Consider the following 19,206-nt stretch of genomic DNA (forward strand, 5'->3'; position numbering starts at 1 on the left):
ATGATGATCGCAGGAGAACAGATTACCGTGCGTCATTCCGTATTAGGTTGGCGCAGATATTGGCCAAAGTATCGACATGGTGTCTATGCTTTAGAAAATTTGAATTGCCAATTTAATCGGGGCGTCAATGTGATTCTGGGTCCGAATGGATCAGGGAAAACAACGTTATTGCAAGTATTGGCTGGTCTGGTTATACCGCAGGATGGGACGGTTATGACGAATGGACAGGTTTGCGATCGTTCTGTTTTGCGTGGCTGCGTGAGTTATTTGCCGCAAAACTTTGGTCTCTATCCGCAATTTACTGCGCAAGAACACTTATATTATGTCGCATTGTTGAAAGGAATTACTGATCGACGGCGACGCGAGGAAGCTGTGGCAGTTGTTTTGCAACAAACGGGATTGGTGGCGATGGCGCAGCAGCGCGTAGGAACTTATTCACGGGGGATGCGTCAAAAGGTCGGTATTGCGCAAGCCTTACTAGGGGATGCTGCCGTATTACTGCTAGATGAACCTACAGCGGGACTTGATCCTGAAGAACGAAATAAATTGCATGCTTTGATGGTTCAGATTGGGCAGCAGCGTAGTGTGATTTTGGCATCATCCTTGTTAGCTGATGTTCATTGTGCGGATATTGTTTTGGTGTTGACGCAAGGGCAAAGGTGTTTTATGGGAACGCCTGCCGAACTGGCAGCTTGTGCTAACGAAGAAAGGGATGTGCTTGTGTGTGACGAGCTCATAGTGGGAAAATCGCGAAATGCCCTTGAGCGAGGCTATCGGGCTGTTTTACGGAAGCGGGTGAAGAAATGAGCGTTTTTTTAGGACTTGTTGTTTGCGAGCTCAAACTTTATCTTCGTAGTAAAAGTTTTTGGCTTATGGGGCTTTTGATTATTTTTTCCGCGGGACTATCTACTCTCAATGTTCTCTTGCTGCAATTTTTGGTTGCTAAAGGGTTAGTCAGGGATCGTTGGACTGGTTTTGGTCGTATTCTATCGGCTTTGCCTCATTCGACACCGATAGTATATTTGGCGCGTGCAGTGGCGAATTTTTTTCTCCTGCTCAGTTTATGGCCGTTTATGTTGATTGTAGTGGGGTTATTGCCTGATTTTGTGCCGGCAGATTGGCTGTTTAGCTGTTCTTCCGTGGTCTTTGTTACGCTTAAATATGTGATTACTTGCGCTACGAGTATTGGATTTGTATTTTTGTTAGGAGCAATTACACAACGTTCTTTTTGGCTTTATATTTTCATCGGAATTTGTTGGATTCTGGAGCTTGAATTCGCTAGTAATTTAAATTATTTTCCAGCTTGGAGTAAATTAGTTTTGTTTGGTCATGGTGTGATGTTGCCAGCAGCGCCATCGGCTGCGGTAGGATATTTTCCGCAACAAGAGTTACTGGGGAACTTTGCGACTACCCAATTGGCAATGGCGGCTTTATTTTTCGTGATTTCCGTTATGATGCAAATGATTCGGCGCGGGGAATCTATTCGGCGCTCAAAGTTCGTTATTGCTATTTTATTGGTTGCAGTGGCATGCGGACTCGGAGCGGGCTGTGTTGTTTGGCAAGAACTTGATGGACGGGAACGGGATTTTCGCTTGGCCTTACAAGAATCGTTGGATTCAGCGACAGTGATTAGTACTCAGGGGGCTATTGCGCCTAATCTGGAAGCCTATCATTTGGAGGTGCAGCTTCAGACGAAGGATCATCAGTTGGCGGGTACGGCCCATTTAAAGCTTAATGTAACGGATACTTCAGCGGGACCGTTGGTATTTACTTTACGTAACTGTTTTCAAGTGAGTGAAGTAACAGTTGATGGTCAGGCTGAAGGAGTGGAGTGGTGGCGCGAAGGCTCTCGCCTGCTTGTTCGTCTGCCTGAACATTATCGACAGGAGAAGTCTTTTACTTTGAATGTGTCCTATTCCGGTCGAGTTTGGGAGTGGTTTGACGACAGACTCGCTCGGCCTACAGGGCCAGTGAACTTGATTGCTGCGGATTTTTCGTTGTTGCGCAGTGGTTATGCTTGGTATCCAATTCCAGGTGATCAGCCATTATATCAGCGTAAATTCTATACTGCGCCTGGTAACGATCTCAAAAATAGTTTGTTTTATACTGCGCTTAGTAACGATTCGATCAAAAATACTTTATGGGCGAAAACGGCTAGACATGATGCAGTTCCATTTCAGCTGACTGTCGATATTGACACAGACAGTACAGTCGGGGCCAACTTGGAACAAGTTGGTCAGGAGTGGCTTAAGGGTTCTTATAAACAACGTTACTATTTCGAATCCCCCATGGGAAAAGATATATTTTTGTTTGCCGGTCCTTATCATTATGAAAAAAAAACAATTCCCGGACAACGTGACAGTGTAGCCGTGTACAATTATCCGAGGCATCAAGGCAACGTGGATCAAGTCTTGACTTCATTAGCTAAGCCCTATCAATTTGTTGAGAATCTGATACAGCCAGCAAGAAATTTAACTGATGACGATGCGGCTCCACTCTATACATTAGTAGAATTGCCGCCTTGCTTTTTTTGTACCGACGATGGGACGCCTGTTAAAAGCTTAACGCTCACGAATGCTATTGCGCTTAGTGAAAATTTATTTCGGAAAGATGTTTGGCATTTAGATTTTCTCGATGGCATTCGAACGAATAAATTGGCGATTGCCGTATTACAGCGGTGGTGGCAGGCGGATATTACCGGAATTGACGATAGTCGTCATGGCGATATTACGGAAAGCTTAATGCTCTATTTGTATGCTTTGTATGTTGATAAAAATCAGCAACCGGGTTTTTATGATCAAGTCAAACAAAATTTATTAACTGGCGAAAGAACGGGAAATGGTGAAGGTGATTTTATACGCCCCGACATGATCGGCGGCGACGTTGTCAGAGATGTTTTTTTGACACTCGATGATATTCGCAATACCCAGCAGGGCGAAAGTGAATTTCAGGCAATGATGCAGCGATTTTATGAACTAACGGCCAAAACGGGAACAGTGAACCCCGACGATTTTGCCCAGAGTGTCGAGGCAGTTCTTGTGAAGGGCAATGCATCAGCGGAACAAACGGCTAACATTCGTCAGCGGCTTGCGAGTATAACGCAGCAGGTGAATGAGGATGTCATGCGTCAATTAAATGCTGAACCTTCTTTAGCGCTGTTTGTTTTTAATTTAGAAGATTGGCTGCCGTAATGGCGGCCGCTTTTTTTGATTGAACTTTTTTTTAGTTCCTTCGTAGTTATTGTAGAAACAAAATTTGCTATTGAAATCCAGTCAATTACGAAGGAAAGAAGCGAGAATATGAAAAAATTTATGTTTACCCAAGTGGTTGGCTCAGTTGATTCAAGAAGCTTATCAAAAGGAGTGAACCTTTCTGTATTTGTTTTCGTAATAAAAATGTGCAAATAATCACAGGAAAAGTTGGGGCTAAATTCAAAGGGGTTTATTATGAAAAAATATCTGCAGTTTGGACGTAATTTGGTTTTTTTTATTCAACATCGAAGTGCTTGGGGTGGACAGGGCGGCCATGCATTCCATTTAAATTATTTTCGTAGATTGGTTTTTGTCATCCAATCGTTGGCTCATCCTAAACAAATGGCAGAAATATTAAATTTTTTTATGAAAAATTCACTAAGGCGGGATATGGAAAAGTAATGAATACTCAGTTAACAATTTCATTCAGCAGTGCTTAGCCATTATCGGCGGCACTGCTTGAATTGTTTTTAGTCGGCTGAATAACTGAATAATGATATCTCATGAAAAGAGTGTAAGGAATATGATGAAAATGATAGATTTACTTAAATTAGGAACACATCTTTACAATTGTAAAAGATGGATCAATTATCGCTGTGTGATGGTATTTATAATCAGATTGTTACTTCATCATAAAGAAGTACAGAATTTAAATAACTTTTTCCAACTCAATCCTCTGCGCTGCGAAATTATCACGATGCATCCCTTGTTTTTTGCCCAATTAACACGTCAATTTTTTTACAAAAGCTCCAGTACTTCAGAAAGATTGACCCTTATTACACAAAGTTTTTTAGTATTGGAGAACCAATTTACAGAACAGGCCTTACAGCAAATTTATCTTGGACCTGGACTTCAGCTTTGGCGCGAAAATTATAAAGAACAAATCCTTGCTATTGATTTAGCATTTCGTGTCGGTGAAATCAAAGAAGGCACAATGAGTCTAGGTCTAAAGCTTGATAATAAATATATCTATCATATAAATTTCTGGATTGTTTTTGACGAGAATAACACTTTTTCTCTATACATTGGCGCTTTACAAGGCTCACGGAGCGGTTTATCTATAAACAAAGAACTAACCAAACATTTTTTGGGTTGCCGTCCCAAAAATCTAATTGTGTATGCTCTGCGTATCCTAGCGCAAAATTTATTTGTAAGCGGGATATACGCCGTATCTAACTATGGCTTTTATGCCAACAATCATTTGCGCCGGGATCGAAAACTAAAAACATCCTTAGATACATTCTGGACAGAAATTGGAGGCAGCCTGTCTCAGGATCGGCGGTTCTTTATCCTTCCAGTAACAGAACACAGAAAAGATATCGAGAAAGTAGTATCCCACAAACGTAATCTCTATCGAAAACGATTTGCCCTCCTTGACAAGATTGCTGCTAATATTGCAACCGCATTAATTCCCTTCATGAGAACTTACCCCACTGCCCGGAGTTCATCTGGCATTGAGAAATGCTATAAATAAGATTGCGATCATTCTGCAAGGATTCTGGCGAGTCGTGAAGAACTAGTAATTCGATAGTTAAAGATCCTATATTTATACTTAGTCGTGAAACATGGGAGATAAGATGGACAAAAATGATGTGTTACAAGATTTTAAAAAAAATTATCAGCAATTAACGGAAAGCCAGAAAATGATCGGACAATATGTATTTGACCATTATCAGGAAATTGTTTTTTTATCTGCAAACGATTTAGGCGAACGAGTTGGAGTGAGTGATGCTACCATTATTCGATTTGCACGGTCCATTGGTTTTGAGGGCTTTGCAGAATTGAAGAAACATATTCGAAAGGGTTTAAAAAATTTTTCTTCTCCTGACAAACGACTTTCTGAAAATTTCGAAGCATTAGATGAAGATGTCAGCTGGAAAGTGGGAAGAAAAGATTTTGAAAATCTGGAATATTTTTTAGCGCATCTTGAAATGGAGAAAATACATCAAGCTACGGCTATGATGGAGCAGGCAGAAACCATTTATATAATGGGAATGGGATCTTCGGGGATTTTAGTAGATCTTTTAACATTACATCTGCGCAGAATGGGTTTCAGAGTAACTGCTATTAGCGAAGGTGGAGTCGTGAATGTTGAAAAGATCCTGCCCATGACGAACGAGGATTTACTTATTACCTGCAGCTTTCCAAGGTATTCCAAACCTACTTATCACACCCTACTTTTTGCTAATCAAAAAAGGACTAAGACAATTACCATTACAGATAGCCATTTTTCATCGATGAGTATTCAGAGTGATATTGTATTTTCTCTGCAAATTGATAATTTCACTTTTTTTAATTCTTATGTTGTGCCGATGGAGTTATGTCATATTTTGATTATGGATTTATTAGAAAAAAATAAAATGGAAATTCATACAAAATTAAAAAACAATGTACAAAGCTTAGAAGTATTTGATACCAAGCTATGAGCAATAAAAACTCCTCTGGATAAGTGGGAGTTTTTATTTTTTTGATTATAGTAAAAGAAGGATTATTATTTCGTGTAGCGAAATAAAACATGTAACATAGTAAATGTAGCCAAGCACTACATTTACTATGTTACATGTTAAATGAGATTTGGCAATGACGCCTAGGGTTTATTACTCAAGGTGTTTTTTTTTTAGAAAGGGGGAGAGGGCAGCTATTTATGAGACATGAGACATGATAAAAAATAGGAGGAGTCTTCGTGGACAAACAATCAGAACAAATCAGTAAATCGAAAAAATCCGTTCCCTTATCAGGTTATGTTGTATTAGCTCTGGCGTTAGTAATATTTTCAGGTGTTCTTGCCAATGCCCATGGTTGGTTGTCTGCATTTGACTTTGATACGCTTTGTGGAAAATTTGGTACCATGAAGGATGCGGGGAAAGCAAATTTTGCAGGAATGGGGGGAGCTGGTGCGAAAGATGGGTTTCTCTTTGCTTTTGGATTGCTTCCAAGTGTTATGTTGGCCATGGGACTTATTGAAGTAGTAGAACATTTCGGGGGCCTTAATGCGGCACAAAAAATCCTTTCGCCTATTTTACGTCCGCTTCTGGGCATTCCTGGAATTACCGGTATTGCCCTTGTATCGAGTCTTCAAAGTACAGATGCAGGTGCAGGAATGACACGGGTCTTATATGATAATGGTGAAATTAATGAAAAAGAAAAAATGATTTTTTCAGCTTTCCAATTTACAGCAGGGGGGACGATTACTAATTATTTAAGCTCAGGATCGGCTCTGTTTGCTTTTCTTACTGTGCCCATGTCAACACCACTTGTTGTGTTGTTTATAATGAAAATATTCGGTGCGAATGTAATGCGGTTATATGTGAATAAACTTTGTAAGAAGGAGCTTGGGGCATGAACGATAAATCAGTCATTGATGTGTTTGTTGTTGGAGCGAAAAAAGGCTGGAATGTGGGAATTAACAATATCATTCCCAATGTGCTTATGGCGTATGTTTGCATTCAAATCTTACAAATTACAGGATTGCTTGAATTGCTTGGCAATTTATTTGCTCCTGTTATGGCTGTATTTGGATTGCCAGGGCAGGCTGTCATGGTGTTGATAAGCGCGCTCATGTCAATGGGGGGCGCCGTGGGTGTAGCTCATGCTCTTTATACGAATGGGATTTTGACAGGCATCCATATTACCATTTTAATTCCTGCCATTTATTTAATGGGTTCAAAGATTCAATATTTAGGACGATTATTGGGAACTGTCGGTATTCAACCGAAATACTATCCGCTTATGTTAGGTATTTCGATTTGTAATGCCATGATATCGATGCTGATTATGCGTATGTTTGCTTAATATAAAAGGGGAAGGTGTTTATGATGATAGATTTGGCAAAGCGGGTACGAGAAGTGTGGAGTTATCTTCATACCATTCCAGAAGTGGGATTTGAAGAGTTTAAAACGGCAGCCTATTTGGCAGAAGAATTAAGCGAAGCAGGTTATGCTGTCACAACAGGCATTGGCGGGACCGGCGTTATTGGCGTGATTGACAGCGGGTGCCCGGGACCAACGCTTGCTTTACGGGCCGATATGGATGCTTTGGCTCACCAGACCGATGATGGAATCTGTGCGATTCATTCCTGTGGCCATGACGCGCATTCATCCATGGTGCTAACCGTAGCAGAAGAAATTGCGGCGCAAGGCATTCAAAAGGGGAAAGTCAAAATTATCTTTCAACCAGCTGAAGAAAAGCTGGTTGGCGCGCTTCGTACCATTGAAGACGGTGCTATTGATGATGTGGATATTTTGTTAGGCATTCATTTGCGCCCGATTCAGGAGGCCAAACTGAATCAAGCCACACCCGCTTTGTGTCATGGAGCCAGTTATATAATGGAGGCTGAAATTGAAGGTGAAGCTTGTCATGGGGCTCGGCCTCATTTGGGTATTAATGCTATTGATGCAGCAGCCGCCGTTGTTCAGGCGATTAATGCTATTCATGTCAATCCTGTCATTCCAGCTACAGTGAAGGTTACGAAATTTCAGGCAGGCGGTGCAGCCCTCAATGCTATTCCTGGCAAGGCACAATTAGCCTTTGATTTGCGTGCTCAAAATAATATTGTCATGAATGAATTGCGTGAAAAGGCTACGCAGGCCATTCACGGTGGTGCCGCGACTGTTGGGGCTCAGGCAGCTATTCAATTAGTCGGTGGTTGTCCGGCGGCTGAATATGATGCGGATACGGTAGCATTAGCTCGGGAAGCTATTGTGGCTGTACTGGGAGAACAGGGGTTGCTTGCTCCTATTACTACGCCTGGCGGCGAAGACTTTCATTTTTATGTGAAACATAAGCCCACGTTGAAAACGGGTTATATTGGTTTGGGGGCTGATTTAACACCTGGATTACATAGTCCGAAGATGGCATTTGATCAAGCGGCTTTAATTAATGGTGTTCAGATTCTCTTGTATATGGTGAATAAATTAGTCACAATAGGTAAATAAACAAAGCCCGCGAATTTTGCGGGCTTTTATTTAATAATTATATATACACGTTGTCAACGTGCAGTGTACTGTCTGCCTGTATATATATAAAGAACTATTTTTATTTAATTCTGATATAATGAAACAAATGTATTTATTTCCAGAAAGGAGTAGGAAAATGACATGAAATCTATTTTACGCAATAATTTGTTTTCGTTTATTCTATTAGGTGCCGTTATTATTGGTGGAATTACTGGTGTCATTTTAGGTCCGAGAGCTTTAGTTTTGAAACCACTTGGTGATTTATTTCTGAACTTATTATTTATGATTATTGTACCACTGGTGTTTTTTAGCATTTCGTCAGCCATTGCCAGTATGGGCGGCATGAAGCGATTAGGAAAAATCATGGGCAGTATTTTGCTTGTCTTTATTATTACCGCCTTAGTTGCTTCGGTGTTTGGACTTGTCGTTGCTTTATTGATGAATCCAACGCAAGGCGTAAATTATGCTTCTTTACAGTCTATTATTCAGCAAAATCAGGACAGTGTAGACAAGGTTAAGCAGCTGGGGGTATTGGAACAGCTTGTCAACACTTTTACTGTATCGGATTTTTCAAAGTTGCTATCGAAAACAGCAATTTTACCGCTTATTGTTCTCGCTGTATTGACAGGTACTTCTACTGCATTAATCGGTGAAGCGGGTCAGCCTGTTGCGACTTTTTTAGCAGCCGTTACTAAAGTTATGATGAAAATCGTGCAGATTATTATGTACTATGCCCCCATTGGCTTGGGTGCTTATTTTGCCAATGTCATTGGGGAGTTAGGGCCGCAGATACTACAAGGCTATTTGCGGACATTTATTATTTATTTAGTTCTTTCCGTCATTTATTATTTTGGCTTTTTTACCTTGTATGCTTATATTGCCGCAGGGAAAAAGGGTATCCGGCTGTTTTGGAGTCATGCCCTAACACCTTCCATTACAGCGATTGCTACTTGTTCTAGTGCGGCTTGTATTCCAATTAATTTAGCGGCAACAAAATCCATTGGTGTACCAGAGGATATGGTCGAAACGATTATTCCCTTAGGTGCTAATATGCATAAAGACGGTTCTGTTTTTGGCGGTATCTTGAAAATTACTTTCCTCTTTGGTTTATTAGGAGTGGATATGTCGAGTATGTCTACTTTACTGGGTATTGTGGGCGTTGCCTTTTTAGTGGGGGCTGTCATGGGAGCTATTCCAGGTGGCGGTATGATTGGTGAGATGCTGATTATTAGCGTATATGGTTTCCCACCGGAAGTGCTGCCGATTATTGCTGTCATTAGTACGATAATTGATGCTCCAGCTACTTTGTTAAATTCGACAGGCAATGTTGTTTGTTCGATGCTCATAGCTAGATTAGTAGAAGGAAAGGATTGGTTGGCTAAGGCAATTTAACGGTATAAAAAACGGGCTATATTGTCACATGTAACAATATAGCCCGTTCTTCCAGTGGAGAGAATTTATTCTTTGTCGTAGCTAGCGATGATTTCACCATAATAAATTGTATGGTAGTCACCTTGGGGATAATTACTTTTATTGTCAGCTGCATTAAGTGCGCCAGGGTCCATGTCTTGCTTATAAATAATTTTGCATTCATAATGATGATCGCATTCAGCAATGACAGGAACAGATACCTTTTTTCCGGGTTGAGGTGTTAGATTTGCTTCAGTGAATTTATCGCAGTCACGTCCGGATTTACTGCCGCATATACTGAGAGCGGTTTTCATATCATGGGAAGGAATACTTACGGTGAATTCACTATTTTTTTCAAGTAATTCATGAGTAAAGCGAGAGTGGCGGACTAAAATGGTGAATACAGGTTTTCGCCAAACGTAGCCAATGCTGCCCCAACCAATTGTCATGGTATTCACTTTTTCACCATCACTGGTTGTTACAAAAGCACCTTTTTCAAGTTGTTTGAGTCTTTCTTCAGATTGCTCGGCATAAAAATTCTCAGTCATGAGTAACACTCCTTTTATTTGTAATTCAGGACGAGATAGATTTTCTATATTGATTATTATACCATATTTGGATAGTCAACATGTAGAATGGCGGAGCACCCCGATTGTAAGCTCAACCACTGCTACTGGCACCAAGAAAAGTGTTCGAGTAAATTTCCATTGAGAAATTCTGTGATAATGTATAACATTACAAGTGAATAAGTTTAAAATTTTTAAATCAAATAAAGCAAAAAGTAGCCTTTGATTAGATAACGCTACTTCTTGCTTTATTTTTATTTCGGGTAATAGTTGATATTTCAACTATTATGTAATATTATAAAAGTAGTTGAAAAATCAACTACTTTTGGAAAGGCAGGGATTTGTGATAAGTAAGCTAAAAAATGAAATTTTACGTGAAGTAGGAATGCTTGGACGCTGTATTCAATCAATAAGCGATATTAAATTTCGAGAAATCCAATTGCAAAGAGGACAGTTTACGTTTGTAACTCGTATATGCGAGAACCCCGGGATTCATTTGGTGGAACTCTCAGATCTGCTAAAAGTAGATAAAGCCACGACAACGAAGGCCATACAAAAACTGATCGAGGAGGGTTATGTCTTAAAAGAGCGGAGTAAACAGGATAAAAGAATGTGGCATCTCTTTCCTTCAGCCAAAGCTCAGCAGCATTATCCTTATATTATTAAAGAAGAAAATTGGAATATTGACAGTTGTTGTAAGGGCCTTAGTTATGAAGAAAAGGTCCTGGTTTATCAGTTACTTAAGCGCATGCGAGAAAATATTGAACAAGATTGGGAATACATCAAAGAAAGTAAAAAAAGAAAAGTAAAATAATAATAGGGAGAGATCAAAATTGACCGAGATTATAAAAGAATATGAACCACAATATAAAAGTGAAATAATCAATTTTATTCTCGAAATTCAGCAACAGGAATTTCATATTCCCATCACTCAAGCCGATCAGCCGGATTTAAATGATATACCGCACTTTTATCAGTCAAAAAGCGGAAATTTTTGGATGGCTATAGATAAAGGGGCTGTTGTAGGCACGATTTCATTATTAGACATTGGAAATAACCAAGGTGTGCTGCGAAAATTATTTGTAAAAGCCGATCATCGTGGGAAGGAACATCACGCAGCCAAGCTGTTATTGCAACAGCTTATGGAATGGGCCAGGGAGCATCGTATTTCTGAAATTTATCTTGGAACTACGGATAAATTTTTAGCTGCCCATCGCTTTTACGAGAAAAATCACTTTACTTCGATAACAAAAGAACGTCTTCCAAAAACTTTTCCTCTGATGAAGGTTGATACTATTTTCTATCAATTCCTCTTTTAGGGACCCGAAAGGAGAAAGCATGTGACAGAAAAAGTATTTTATCTATTGATTGATTTTGTCATGCCTCTTGTATTCGGGTACTATTTTCAAAGAAAACAGTGGTTGAATGAGAAAATTTGCAATGACATTATCGTGGCGAACATTACTATTTTTTGTACGATCCTATCTGTTCTTTCTTTCTGGATCTTGCCGCTAAATTTAGAGTTACTTTGGCTGCCTCTGTTTGGTATTTTGTTGAGCTTTATTCCGGGTCTGACGGCTTATTTGATTACACTGAAGAAAAATCAGCCTTGTTTAGAAAAAGCAAGTTATTTAGCTTCAGCTATGTTGTCAAATATCGGGACATTAGGCGGACTTTGTACATTCTTTTTGTATGGAGAGCCGGGGTTTGCTTATATCCAAATTATTGCTTTGTTTCAAAATTTGGTGTTCTTTTTATTTTGCTTTCCTATGGCTGAGTTCTATCGTCAACTGAGTCAAGAGAAGAGAAGCGTACAAAAAATTACCTTTTCGTCCTTGTTTTTTAATCGTAATCAACTACCTGTAGTCGGATTGATTGTTGGCATGATGCTCTACCTAAACGGGGTGCCACGTCCAGCATTCTTAGGTGACCTTTTTAATTTCTTTATTCATATTTCTGCTTGGATGGCTTTATTTCCAGCTGGATACTCGATTAGGTTTTCGGCCATGAAAACATACTATGGTCGTGTTAGCGATCTTATTCCGATAAAATTCATTCTTACGCCTTTGTTGGGATATTTTGTTGCGCGCCTGCTTTTTAATGACCCCATTGTTCTTGGCACAATTTTAGTATCGGCCAGTGTACCTACTGGTATTAATGCTATCGTATTAGCTCGCCTTTATGATTTAAATCTTCCTGTGGCTGGAGCAGCGTTCTTTTTGACTACGGTGATTTTTTTATTCCTTGTATATCCATTGCTGTTTCTTTGGCTGAATTAGTCGCATACTAATAAATTCCGCGAATATCGTGGGATTTTTTTAGTATTACTGTTGTGTGTGGTTTTATTTTCGTTATAAAAAACTGACAAAGCGCAGAAATGCGAGGTAAAAGCACAAAATAGTCGAAATATGCAGTTAAAACTGATAATTTAGGCATTGACTATGAAAAAACAGTTTGTTAAAATAATAACAAAGATTCAAAATTAGTAATTTTTTTTGGTAAACAATTTTGCTTGCAAACTATTTTATTAACAAACTAGTTTACTCATTGAAGTAAAAGTCTAATAGAAAAAAAATATTAATTTTTTTAAAAATATATTTTGTAAGCAAAATATATTAATAGAAATAATCAACACTTAATAATATTTGTATAATGAAGTAACATTTTAAAAATTAAATTGTTTATCATTGGTCATTGTACTTGATAAAAATGTAGTCCAGTTCTTGCGGTATTTCGGTGTTCGGCAGACAAATACACCGTTCTTACATATTATTGAATTTTGTTAAAATTGAGGTGAGTGTATATGCGATTGTAATTAAATTTTACTGAATATTTTGATAAATGTTTACTTATAAAATTAGCTGTATGGTAGCTGTTATCTGCTGAATTTATTTTTTGATAAAGACTGTCGCACTTTAGATGTTTTCAAGGTATGAACTATACACCGAAATACTTATTTATCATAAGGAGGACTATGCAAATGGAAGTTTTTGGGATTATACTAAGCCTAATTTTACTTGTTACATTTGCTTATCGCGGATTTTCAGTCATTTTATTTGCGCCGATTTTTGCTTTGATAGCGGCAAGCATGTCCAATCTATCCATATTGCCAGGTTATACTGAACTATTTATGGTAAAAGCTGTAACGTATATAAAATCATTCTTTCCAATTTTTATATTAGGAGCAGTATTTGGCAAGGTAATGGAAGATACGGGAATGGCTAAAAGTATTGCTCTTAGGGTTATACAGTGTATAGGAAAAGAAAAGGTAATTTTGGCAGTCAGTCTTGCGTGTATGGTTCTATCATATGGTGGGATAAGCATGTTTGTGTGTGTATTCGCAATTTATCCGTTTGCTTCTGTCATGTTTAAGGAAGCACAAATACCAAAACGTCTCATTCCAGCTTGCATGGTACTCGGTGTATTTACAGCAACAATGGATTGCTTGCCTGGAACTCCTCAAATTCAGAATATTATTCCGACGACTTATTTGGGAACGTCACTTTATTCGGCTCCGATATTGGGAACAATCGGCGGCATACTCTTAGTTTTGATTAGCTATTTATATTTGGAATGGCGACGGAAAACGGCTATGGCCAATGGTGAGGGATATGGGAAACATACTCGCAATGAATCAGTAATTGATGACAGTATTTCTTTGCCACCATGGTATTTGTCAATAATACCTCTGCTATTAGTACTAGTAATGAATTTTTTGTTATCAACTGTATATACATGGGATCCGGCACTCCTGGCGCCGTTTCAAGCAATGAAAATGCCACTAGTTGCATCATCGATAAAAAATGTTATCTCTATTTGGTCATTAATTGTGGGATTAGTGAGTGGCATTGTAATTGCTTCTGTTTTGGGATATAAATATATACCGAAATCCGGTAGCTTGGTAAATGCTCTTAATGCCGGTGCCATCGGTTCATTATTGGCGATTATGAATACGGCATCCGAAGTCGGGTATGGAAATGTGATTGCATCGTTACCTGCTTTCCATACTGTTGCGAATGTATTACTAGGTGTTGGTGCTGATTCACCGTTACTGAATGCCGCGATTATGGTTAATATTCTTGCTGGTGTTACGGGATCGGCCTCAGGCGGTCTCAGCATTGCTTTGGAAATATTTGGACAGCATTGGTTAGAAGCGACAGCTGCCGCAGGTATTCCGCCAGAGGTGTTACACAGAGTCGTTGCCATGGCATCAGGCGGGCTGGATAGTTTGCCACATAATGGTGCAGTAATTACGATATTGGCTGTTTGTGGATTGACACATCGTGAATCTTACAAAGATATTTTTGCTATAACATGTTTTAAGGTAATCACAGCGTTTTTAATGGTTGGTTTGTACCTGCTTACAGGAATTGTGTAAAAGCATGGTTGTGATAAAAATTAGGATGGGGTGATAGGAATGTGCAAGGTCATTAGTGCAAAAGAAGTGGTTAAATTGATTCCCAATGGAGCTACTGTGGCAGTCGGGGCTTTTGTAGGCAGCTCGATTGCAGAGGAAGTGCTTGAGGCAATCGAAACGAGGTTTATTGAAGAAAAAATGCCACGTGATTTAACATTAATGCACTGTGCTGGGATGGGAGATGGTAAAGACCGTGGCGGAAATCGTTTAGCCCATGAAGGATTGCTTAAACGAGTTGTAGCGGGTCATTACAATATGGCACCCAAACTTGGTAAACTGATCGTTGCTAATAAAGTCGAAGCTTATAATTTCCCACAGGGAACGATGGCGCAATGGTTTGGCAGTGTAGCGAGTCGCCAACCAGGTATTATAACTAAGGTAGGCTTGAATACTTTTGTAGACCCGCGATTAGAGGGGGGAAAACTAAATACGGTAACTAAGGAGGATTTAGTTGAAGTCATTCAACTAGACGGGAAAGAATGGCTTAGGTATAAACCGTTTCCTGTTGATGTAGCGATAGTCCGTGGTACCAGTGCTGACGGGAAAGGAAATATTTCAATCGAGCATGAGTCTGTAAAGCTAGAGATATTGACGATGGCATTAGCAGCCAAAGCATCTGGTGGTATTGTGATCGTGCAAGTGGAACGTATTCTTGCAAATGGCAGTTTGAATCCTAAGAACGTAGTTATTCCGGGCATTAATGTAGATTATGTGGTCGTTGCTGAAAATCCGGCAAACCATATGCAAAGTTATGCAGAACAATATAATCCCGCCTATTCTGGTGAGGTGCGTGTATCGCTATCAGAGATTGCGCCAATGGCTTTAGACCAACGCAAAGTAATTGCTCGCCGTGCCGCTATGGAACTGATTCCCCAAGCCAAAGTCAATTTGGGTATTGGCATCCCGGAAGGGGTTGCTCTGGTGGCAAATGAAGAAGGAATTGGAGATACCATGACGCTTACTGTTGAGGCAGGTCCTGTGGGTGGTGTTCCGGCAGGAGGCGTTAGCTTTGGCGCATCGACAAATGCAGAAGCCATTATTGATCAGCCTTATCAATTTGATTTTTATGATGGCGGCGGCTTGGATATGACTTTTCTTGGTTTGGCAGAAACAGATCAACACGGGAATATCAATGTAAGTAAATTTAAAGATCGAATAGCAGGTTGCGGTGGCTTTATCAATATTACGCAAAATACGAAAAAAGTTATCTTCTGTGGAACTTTTACTGCTGGCGGATTAAAAGTGAAAGTGGCTGACGGTCAGTTGACCATTTTGAACGAAGGAAAAATGCGTAAGTTCTTAGAGCAGGTTGGCCAAATTACATTTAGCGGTAAATATGCACAAGAACATCATCAATCAGTGCAGTACATTACAGAACGTGCAGTATTCGAATTAACAGAAAAGGGACTTATGCTAACGGAGATTGCGCCGGGTGTTGATTTGGAAAAAGATGTGGTGGCACATATGGATTTTAAACCGCTTATTTCTCCTAATCTGAAAAGAATGGATGCACGGATATTCAAAGCTGAGGTTATGGGTCTTAATAAAAACATTTAAGATGGCAAAAATTCATATGGAAGGTCGAGATAATATGACTTTTAGTTGTATACCACCATAAAAATGGTTGCGACCAAAATTATTATCAAAAAATTGGAGGAGAAACTTATGGATTTTATTTATAGTGATGAACAGGAAAGCATTCGTAAAATAGTGAGGGCTTTTGCCGAAAAGACATTGTTACCAACCGTTGTTGAAAGAGATGAAAAGGAACAGTTTTCACGGGAATATTTCGATGAAATGGGTAAACTCGGCTTAATGGGAATTCCTTATCCCGAAGAATATGGTGGCGCTGGTAGTGACTTTGTGAGTTATGCCATTGCTTGTGAAGAAATTTCACGTGTTGATGCTTCCACAGGTATTGGAATGTCGGTGCATACTTCTTTGTGTTCTTGGCCGATTTTTAAGTACGGTACAGAAGAGCAGAAACAAAAATATTTAAAACCGTTGGCTGAAGGGACAAAATTAGGTGCTTTTGGTTTGACTGAGCCTAATGCCGGTACTGATGTTAGCGGCGGTACAGCTACGGCAGTAAAAGATGGGGACTATTATATTCTTAATGGAACTAAAATATTCAATACAAACGGTGGCGAAGCGGAAATCGAAGTTATTTTCGCTATTACCGACAAGGCTGCGGGTCCTAAGGGAATGAGTGCTTTTATTGTTGAAAAGGGTACGCCTGGTTTGAGCTTTGGCAAGAAGGAAATCAAGATGGGTATTCGCGCATCCGTACAGCGGGAAGTTATTTTAACAAACTGCCGTGTGCCTGCGGGTAATCTGCTTGGCAAAGAAGGACAAGGTTTTAAAATTGCAATGACGACTCTTGATGGTGGACGTATCGGAGTATCGTCGCAAGCACTGGGTATTGCCCAGGGAGCATTGGAAGCGGCAATTAAATATTCTAAAGAACGCAGTCAATTTGGTAAACCTATTTGCAAACAACAGGCGATCGGATTTATGTTAGCTGATATGGCAGCGAAAGTAGAGGGAGCCAGGCTTCTTGTATATCGTGCGGCATATCATATTTCACACGACTTATCTTACGCGAAAGAAGCGGCAATGGCGAAGCTGGTTGCTTCAGATACAGCGATGTCAGTTACAACGGATGCCGTACAAATTTTTGGTGGGTATGGATTTACGCGTGAATATCCCGTCGAACGTATGATGAGGGATGCTAAAATTACCCAGATTTATGAAGGCACGAATCAAGTACAGCGTATGGTTATTTCCGGAAGTATTTTGCGCTAATAGTACGTACTCGGTGTAGCTATGATTTCCGAAAAAAAATTGGGGCGGTGGAAATAATGAGTGAATATCAAAATCTTTTGTTTGAAAATGATAATGGGATCGGAGTCGTTACTATTAATAGGCCTAAAGCACTTAATGCACTAAACGAAGCAACGGTGCGTGAATTGGATAAAATCATTGATGTACTTGCCCAAGATGATTCTGTTAAAGTTGTTATTATCACGGGTAGCGGTGAAAAATCCTTTGTCGCTGGTGCGGATATCGTTGAAATGAAAGATAAGGATGCGATGGAAGGCCGGGAATGGGGGATTTTAGCGCAAGGAGTATTTAATAAACTGGAAGGCTTGGCTAAACCGGTCATTGCGGCTGTAAATGGCTATGCATTAGGCGGTGGCAATGAATTGCAAATGGCATGTGATATTCGGGTTGCTTCCGAAAAAGCAAAATTTGGGCAACCAGAGGTAACACTTGGTATTACTCCAGGTTTTGGTGGAACTCAGCGGCTACCAAGATTAGTGGGAAAAGGAATGGCTAAAAAGCTGCTGTTTACCGCCGATATGATTGATGCCGCTGAGGCCTATCGCATTGGGTTGGTTGATCAATTGGCTCCTGCGGATCAATTGATGGATGCGGCTAAGAAATTGGCCAAAACAATTATGTCCCGCGGACCGATAGCGGTTAAATTGTGCAAGTTCGCAGTTAATAAAGGAATCAACATGGATTTGGAATCGGCAATTCAGTATGAAGATGAAGTTTGGGGCCTGTGCTTTGCAACTGCTGATCAAAAAGAAGGTATGAAAGCGTTTGTTGAGAAGAGAAAGGCTAGTTTTACTGGTAAATAAAATTATATAGAGAGCCTTGAAAGCGTATGAATTCTAATTGATTATTTGATGTCAGATATAAGATGAAAATAGATGATAATCGGATTCTGGGAAACGTTTAATGATACATTAAACTGTTTCCCGATTTTCCGTACAAAGGTATTTATTAACTGAAAAATGTTTTTTTTAGCCGTATCATTCGCTTTGGAAGGGAATGTTATCATGACTAATGGATATTTTTGTGGGGAGTTTAATGAATTTACACGTAACGAAGATGGAAAAAATAGTGATAAGATAACGTTTGATGATAAATTGGTTGTTGGTGGTTATGTATTATTTTTGTTGGGCTTTTTAGGCATACTATGTTGCCAATGAGGGGATTTTGAATATTAAAAGCATTAAAGATAAGTATATCCAATTATGCATATCTCAATTTATGAATAGCGTTACTGTCAATAATTGCAGTCTATTGATTGTTACATCCAGATAGGATTTAATTTAGTATGAGTATTTCAAGGAGGCTTACAATATGGAAATGGTAGTTTGTGTCAAGCAAGTACCTGACACTACAGAAGTTAAAATTGATCCAGTAACAAATACACTTGTGAGGCAAGGTGTGCCAAGCATTGTAAATCCCTTTGACAAAAATGCCTTGGAAGCTGCCCTGCAATTAAAAGAGAAAAATGGCGGCAAGGTAACCGTTGTTTCAATGGGACCCCCTCAGGCCAAAGATGCTTTAAAAGAATGTTTAGCTATGGGGGCTGATGAAGCTTATCTTGTCAGTGACAGAGCTTTTGGTGGTGCCGATACGCTTGCAACAAGCTATACCTTGGCAGCAGCCCTCAAAAAACTGGGTAAGTTTGATTTGATCCTTTGTGGTAAACAGGCGATTGATGGAGATACGGCGCAAGTGGGTCCTGAAATGGCAGAACATCTGGGAATTGCTCAAATCACGTGCTGTTCAAAATTTGAAGTCACTGG

At 39.6% G+C, this 19,206-nt stretch carries 19 protein-coding genes; 18 read left to right on the top strand and 1 reads right to left on the bottom strand.

Features of this window, described 5'->3' with window-relative positions; all coding sequences use genetic code 11:
- The 9 genes from Ga0466249_RS03135 (at position 1) to Ga0466249_RS03175 (ending at position 9,598) form a co-directional block, all read left to right on the top strand.
- A complete protein-coding gene (locus Ga0466249_RS03135) occupies positions 1–807 on the top strand; it encodes an ATP-binding cassette domain-containing protein (RefSeq protein ID WP_215827957.1) in 807 nt (268 codons plus the stop codon).
- The gene (locus Ga0466249_RS03140) at positions 804–3,191 is read left to right on the top strand and encodes a gluzincin family metallopeptidase (protein ID WP_215827958.1); all 2,388 of its coding nucleotides are present in this window, start codon (positions 804–806) and stop codon (positions 3,189–3,191) included. The genes Ga0466249_RS03135 and Ga0466249_RS03140 overlap by 4 nt, the downstream gene beginning before the upstream one ends.
- A gap of 255 nt (positions 3,192–3,446) precedes the next feature.
- A complete protein-coding gene (locus Ga0466249_RS03145; RefSeq protein ID WP_215827959.1) occupies positions 3,447–3,653 on the top strand; it encodes a hypothetical protein in 207 nt (68 codons plus the stop codon).
- Positions 3,654–3,774: 121 nt separating this feature from the next.
- Positions 3,775–4,725 carry a VirK/YbjX family protein gene (locus Ga0466249_RS03150; protein WP_215827960.1) on the top strand — a complete coding sequence of 317 codons (951 nt, stop codon included), beginning with the start codon at positions 3,775–3,777 and terminating at the stop codon, positions 4,723–4,725.
- Between the two features lie 103 nt (positions 4,726–4,828).
- Positions 4,829–5,677 carry a MurR/RpiR family transcriptional regulator gene (locus tag Ga0466249_RS03155; RefSeq protein ID WP_215827961.1) on the top strand — a complete coding sequence of 283 codons (849 nt, stop codon included), beginning with the start codon at positions 4,829–4,831 and terminating at the stop codon, positions 5,675–5,677.
- 257 nt (positions 5,678–5,934) lie between these two features.
- Positions 5,935–6,594 carry a nucleoside recognition domain-containing protein gene (locus Ga0466249_RS03160; RefSeq protein ID WP_215827962.1) on the top strand — a complete coding sequence of 220 codons (660 nt, stop codon included), beginning with the start codon at positions 5,935–5,937 and terminating at the stop codon, positions 6,592–6,594.
- Positions 6,591–7,043 carry a YjiG family protein gene (locus tag Ga0466249_RS03165; protein ID WP_215827963.1) on the top strand — a complete coding sequence of 151 codons (453 nt, stop codon included), beginning with the start codon at positions 6,591–6,593 and terminating at the stop codon, positions 7,041–7,043. Before Ga0466249_RS03160 ends, Ga0466249_RS03165 begins: the two co-directional genes overlap by 4 nt.
- Positions 7,044–7,063: 20 nt before the next feature.
- The gene (locus Ga0466249_RS03170; RefSeq protein ID WP_246588348.1) at positions 7,064–8,185 is read left to right on the top strand and encodes an amidohydrolase; all 1,122 of its coding nucleotides are present in this window, start codon (positions 7,064–7,066) and stop codon (positions 8,183–8,185) included.
- A gap of 162 nt (positions 8,186–8,347) precedes the next feature.
- Complete coding sequence (locus tag Ga0466249_RS03175; protein WP_215827964.1) at positions 8,348–9,598, top strand: dicarboxylate/amino acid:cation symporter; 1,251 nt, start codon at positions 8,348–8,350, stop codon at positions 9,596–9,598.
- 65 nt (positions 9,599–9,663) lie between these two features.
- Here the strand turns inward: Ga0466249_RS03175 and Ga0466249_RS03180 are convergent, their stop codons facing one another.
- Positions 9,664–10,164 carry a flavin reductase family protein gene (locus Ga0466249_RS03180; RefSeq protein WP_215827965.1) on the bottom strand — a complete coding sequence of 167 codons (501 nt, stop codon included), beginning with the start codon at positions 10,162–10,164 and terminating at the stop codon, positions 9,664–9,666.
- Between the two features lie 361 nt (positions 10,165–10,525).
- On the opposite strand from Ga0466249_RS03180, the gene Ga0466249_RS03185 reads away from it, so the two are divergent.
- The 9 genes from Ga0466249_RS03185 to Ga0466249_RS03225 all read left to right on the top strand — a co-directional run.
- Complete coding sequence (locus tag Ga0466249_RS03185; protein WP_312889688.1) at positions 10,526–10,996, top strand: MarR family winged helix-turn-helix transcriptional regulator; 471 nt, start codon at positions 10,526–10,528, stop codon at positions 10,994–10,996.
- Between the two features lie 19 nt (positions 10,997–11,015).
- Positions 11,016–11,501 carry a GNAT family N-acetyltransferase gene (locus tag Ga0466249_RS03190; RefSeq protein WP_215827966.1) on the top strand — a complete coding sequence of 162 codons (486 nt, stop codon included), beginning with the start codon at positions 11,016–11,018 and terminating at the stop codon, positions 11,499–11,501.
- Positions 11,502–11,522: 21 nt separating this feature from the next.
- A complete protein-coding gene (locus tag Ga0466249_RS03195; protein WP_312889689.1) occupies positions 11,523–12,461 on the top strand; it encodes an AEC family transporter in 939 nt (312 codons plus the stop codon).
- A gap of 701 nt (positions 12,462–13,162) precedes the next feature.
- The gene (locus Ga0466249_RS03200; RefSeq protein WP_215827967.1) at positions 13,163–14,560 is read left to right on the top strand and encodes a GntP family permease; all 1,398 of its coding nucleotides are present in this window, start codon (positions 13,163–13,165) and stop codon (positions 14,558–14,560) included.
- 39 nt (positions 14,561–14,599) lie between these two features.
- Entirely contained in the window at positions 14,600–16,156 is a 1,557-nt protein-coding gene (locus tag Ga0466249_RS03205) for an acyl CoA:acetate/3-ketoacid CoA transferase (RefSeq protein WP_215827968.1), read from the top strand.
- Between the two features lie 108 nt (positions 16,157–16,264).
- Positions 16,265–17,404 carry an acyl-CoA dehydrogenase gene (locus Ga0466249_RS03210; protein WP_215827969.1) on the top strand — a complete coding sequence of 380 codons (1,140 nt, stop codon included), beginning with the start codon at positions 16,265–16,267 and terminating at the stop codon, positions 17,402–17,404.
- Positions 17,405–17,460: 56 nt separating this feature from the next.
- A complete protein-coding gene (locus Ga0466249_RS03215; RefSeq protein WP_215827970.1) occupies positions 17,461–18,246 on the top strand; it encodes a short-chain-enoyl-CoA hydratase in 786 nt (261 codons plus the stop codon).
- Between the two features lie 201 nt (positions 18,247–18,447).
- On the top strand, positions 18,448–18,600 hold the full coding sequence (locus Ga0466249_RS03220) for a hypothetical protein (protein ID WP_215827971.1): 153 nt from the start codon (positions 18,448–18,450) through the stop codon (positions 18,598–18,600).
- A 154-nt stretch (positions 18,601–18,754) separates the two neighbouring features.
- The coding region (locus tag Ga0466249_RS03225) for an electron transfer flavoprotein subunit beta/FixA family protein (protein ID WP_215827972.1) at positions 18,755–19,206 on the top strand (452 nt) is incomplete at its 3' end.

Source organism: Pelorhabdus rhamnosifermentans, from assembly GCF_018835585.1.
GTDB lineage: Bacteria > Bacillota > Negativicutes > UMGS1260 > UMGS1260 > Pelorhabdus > Pelorhabdus rhamnosifermentans.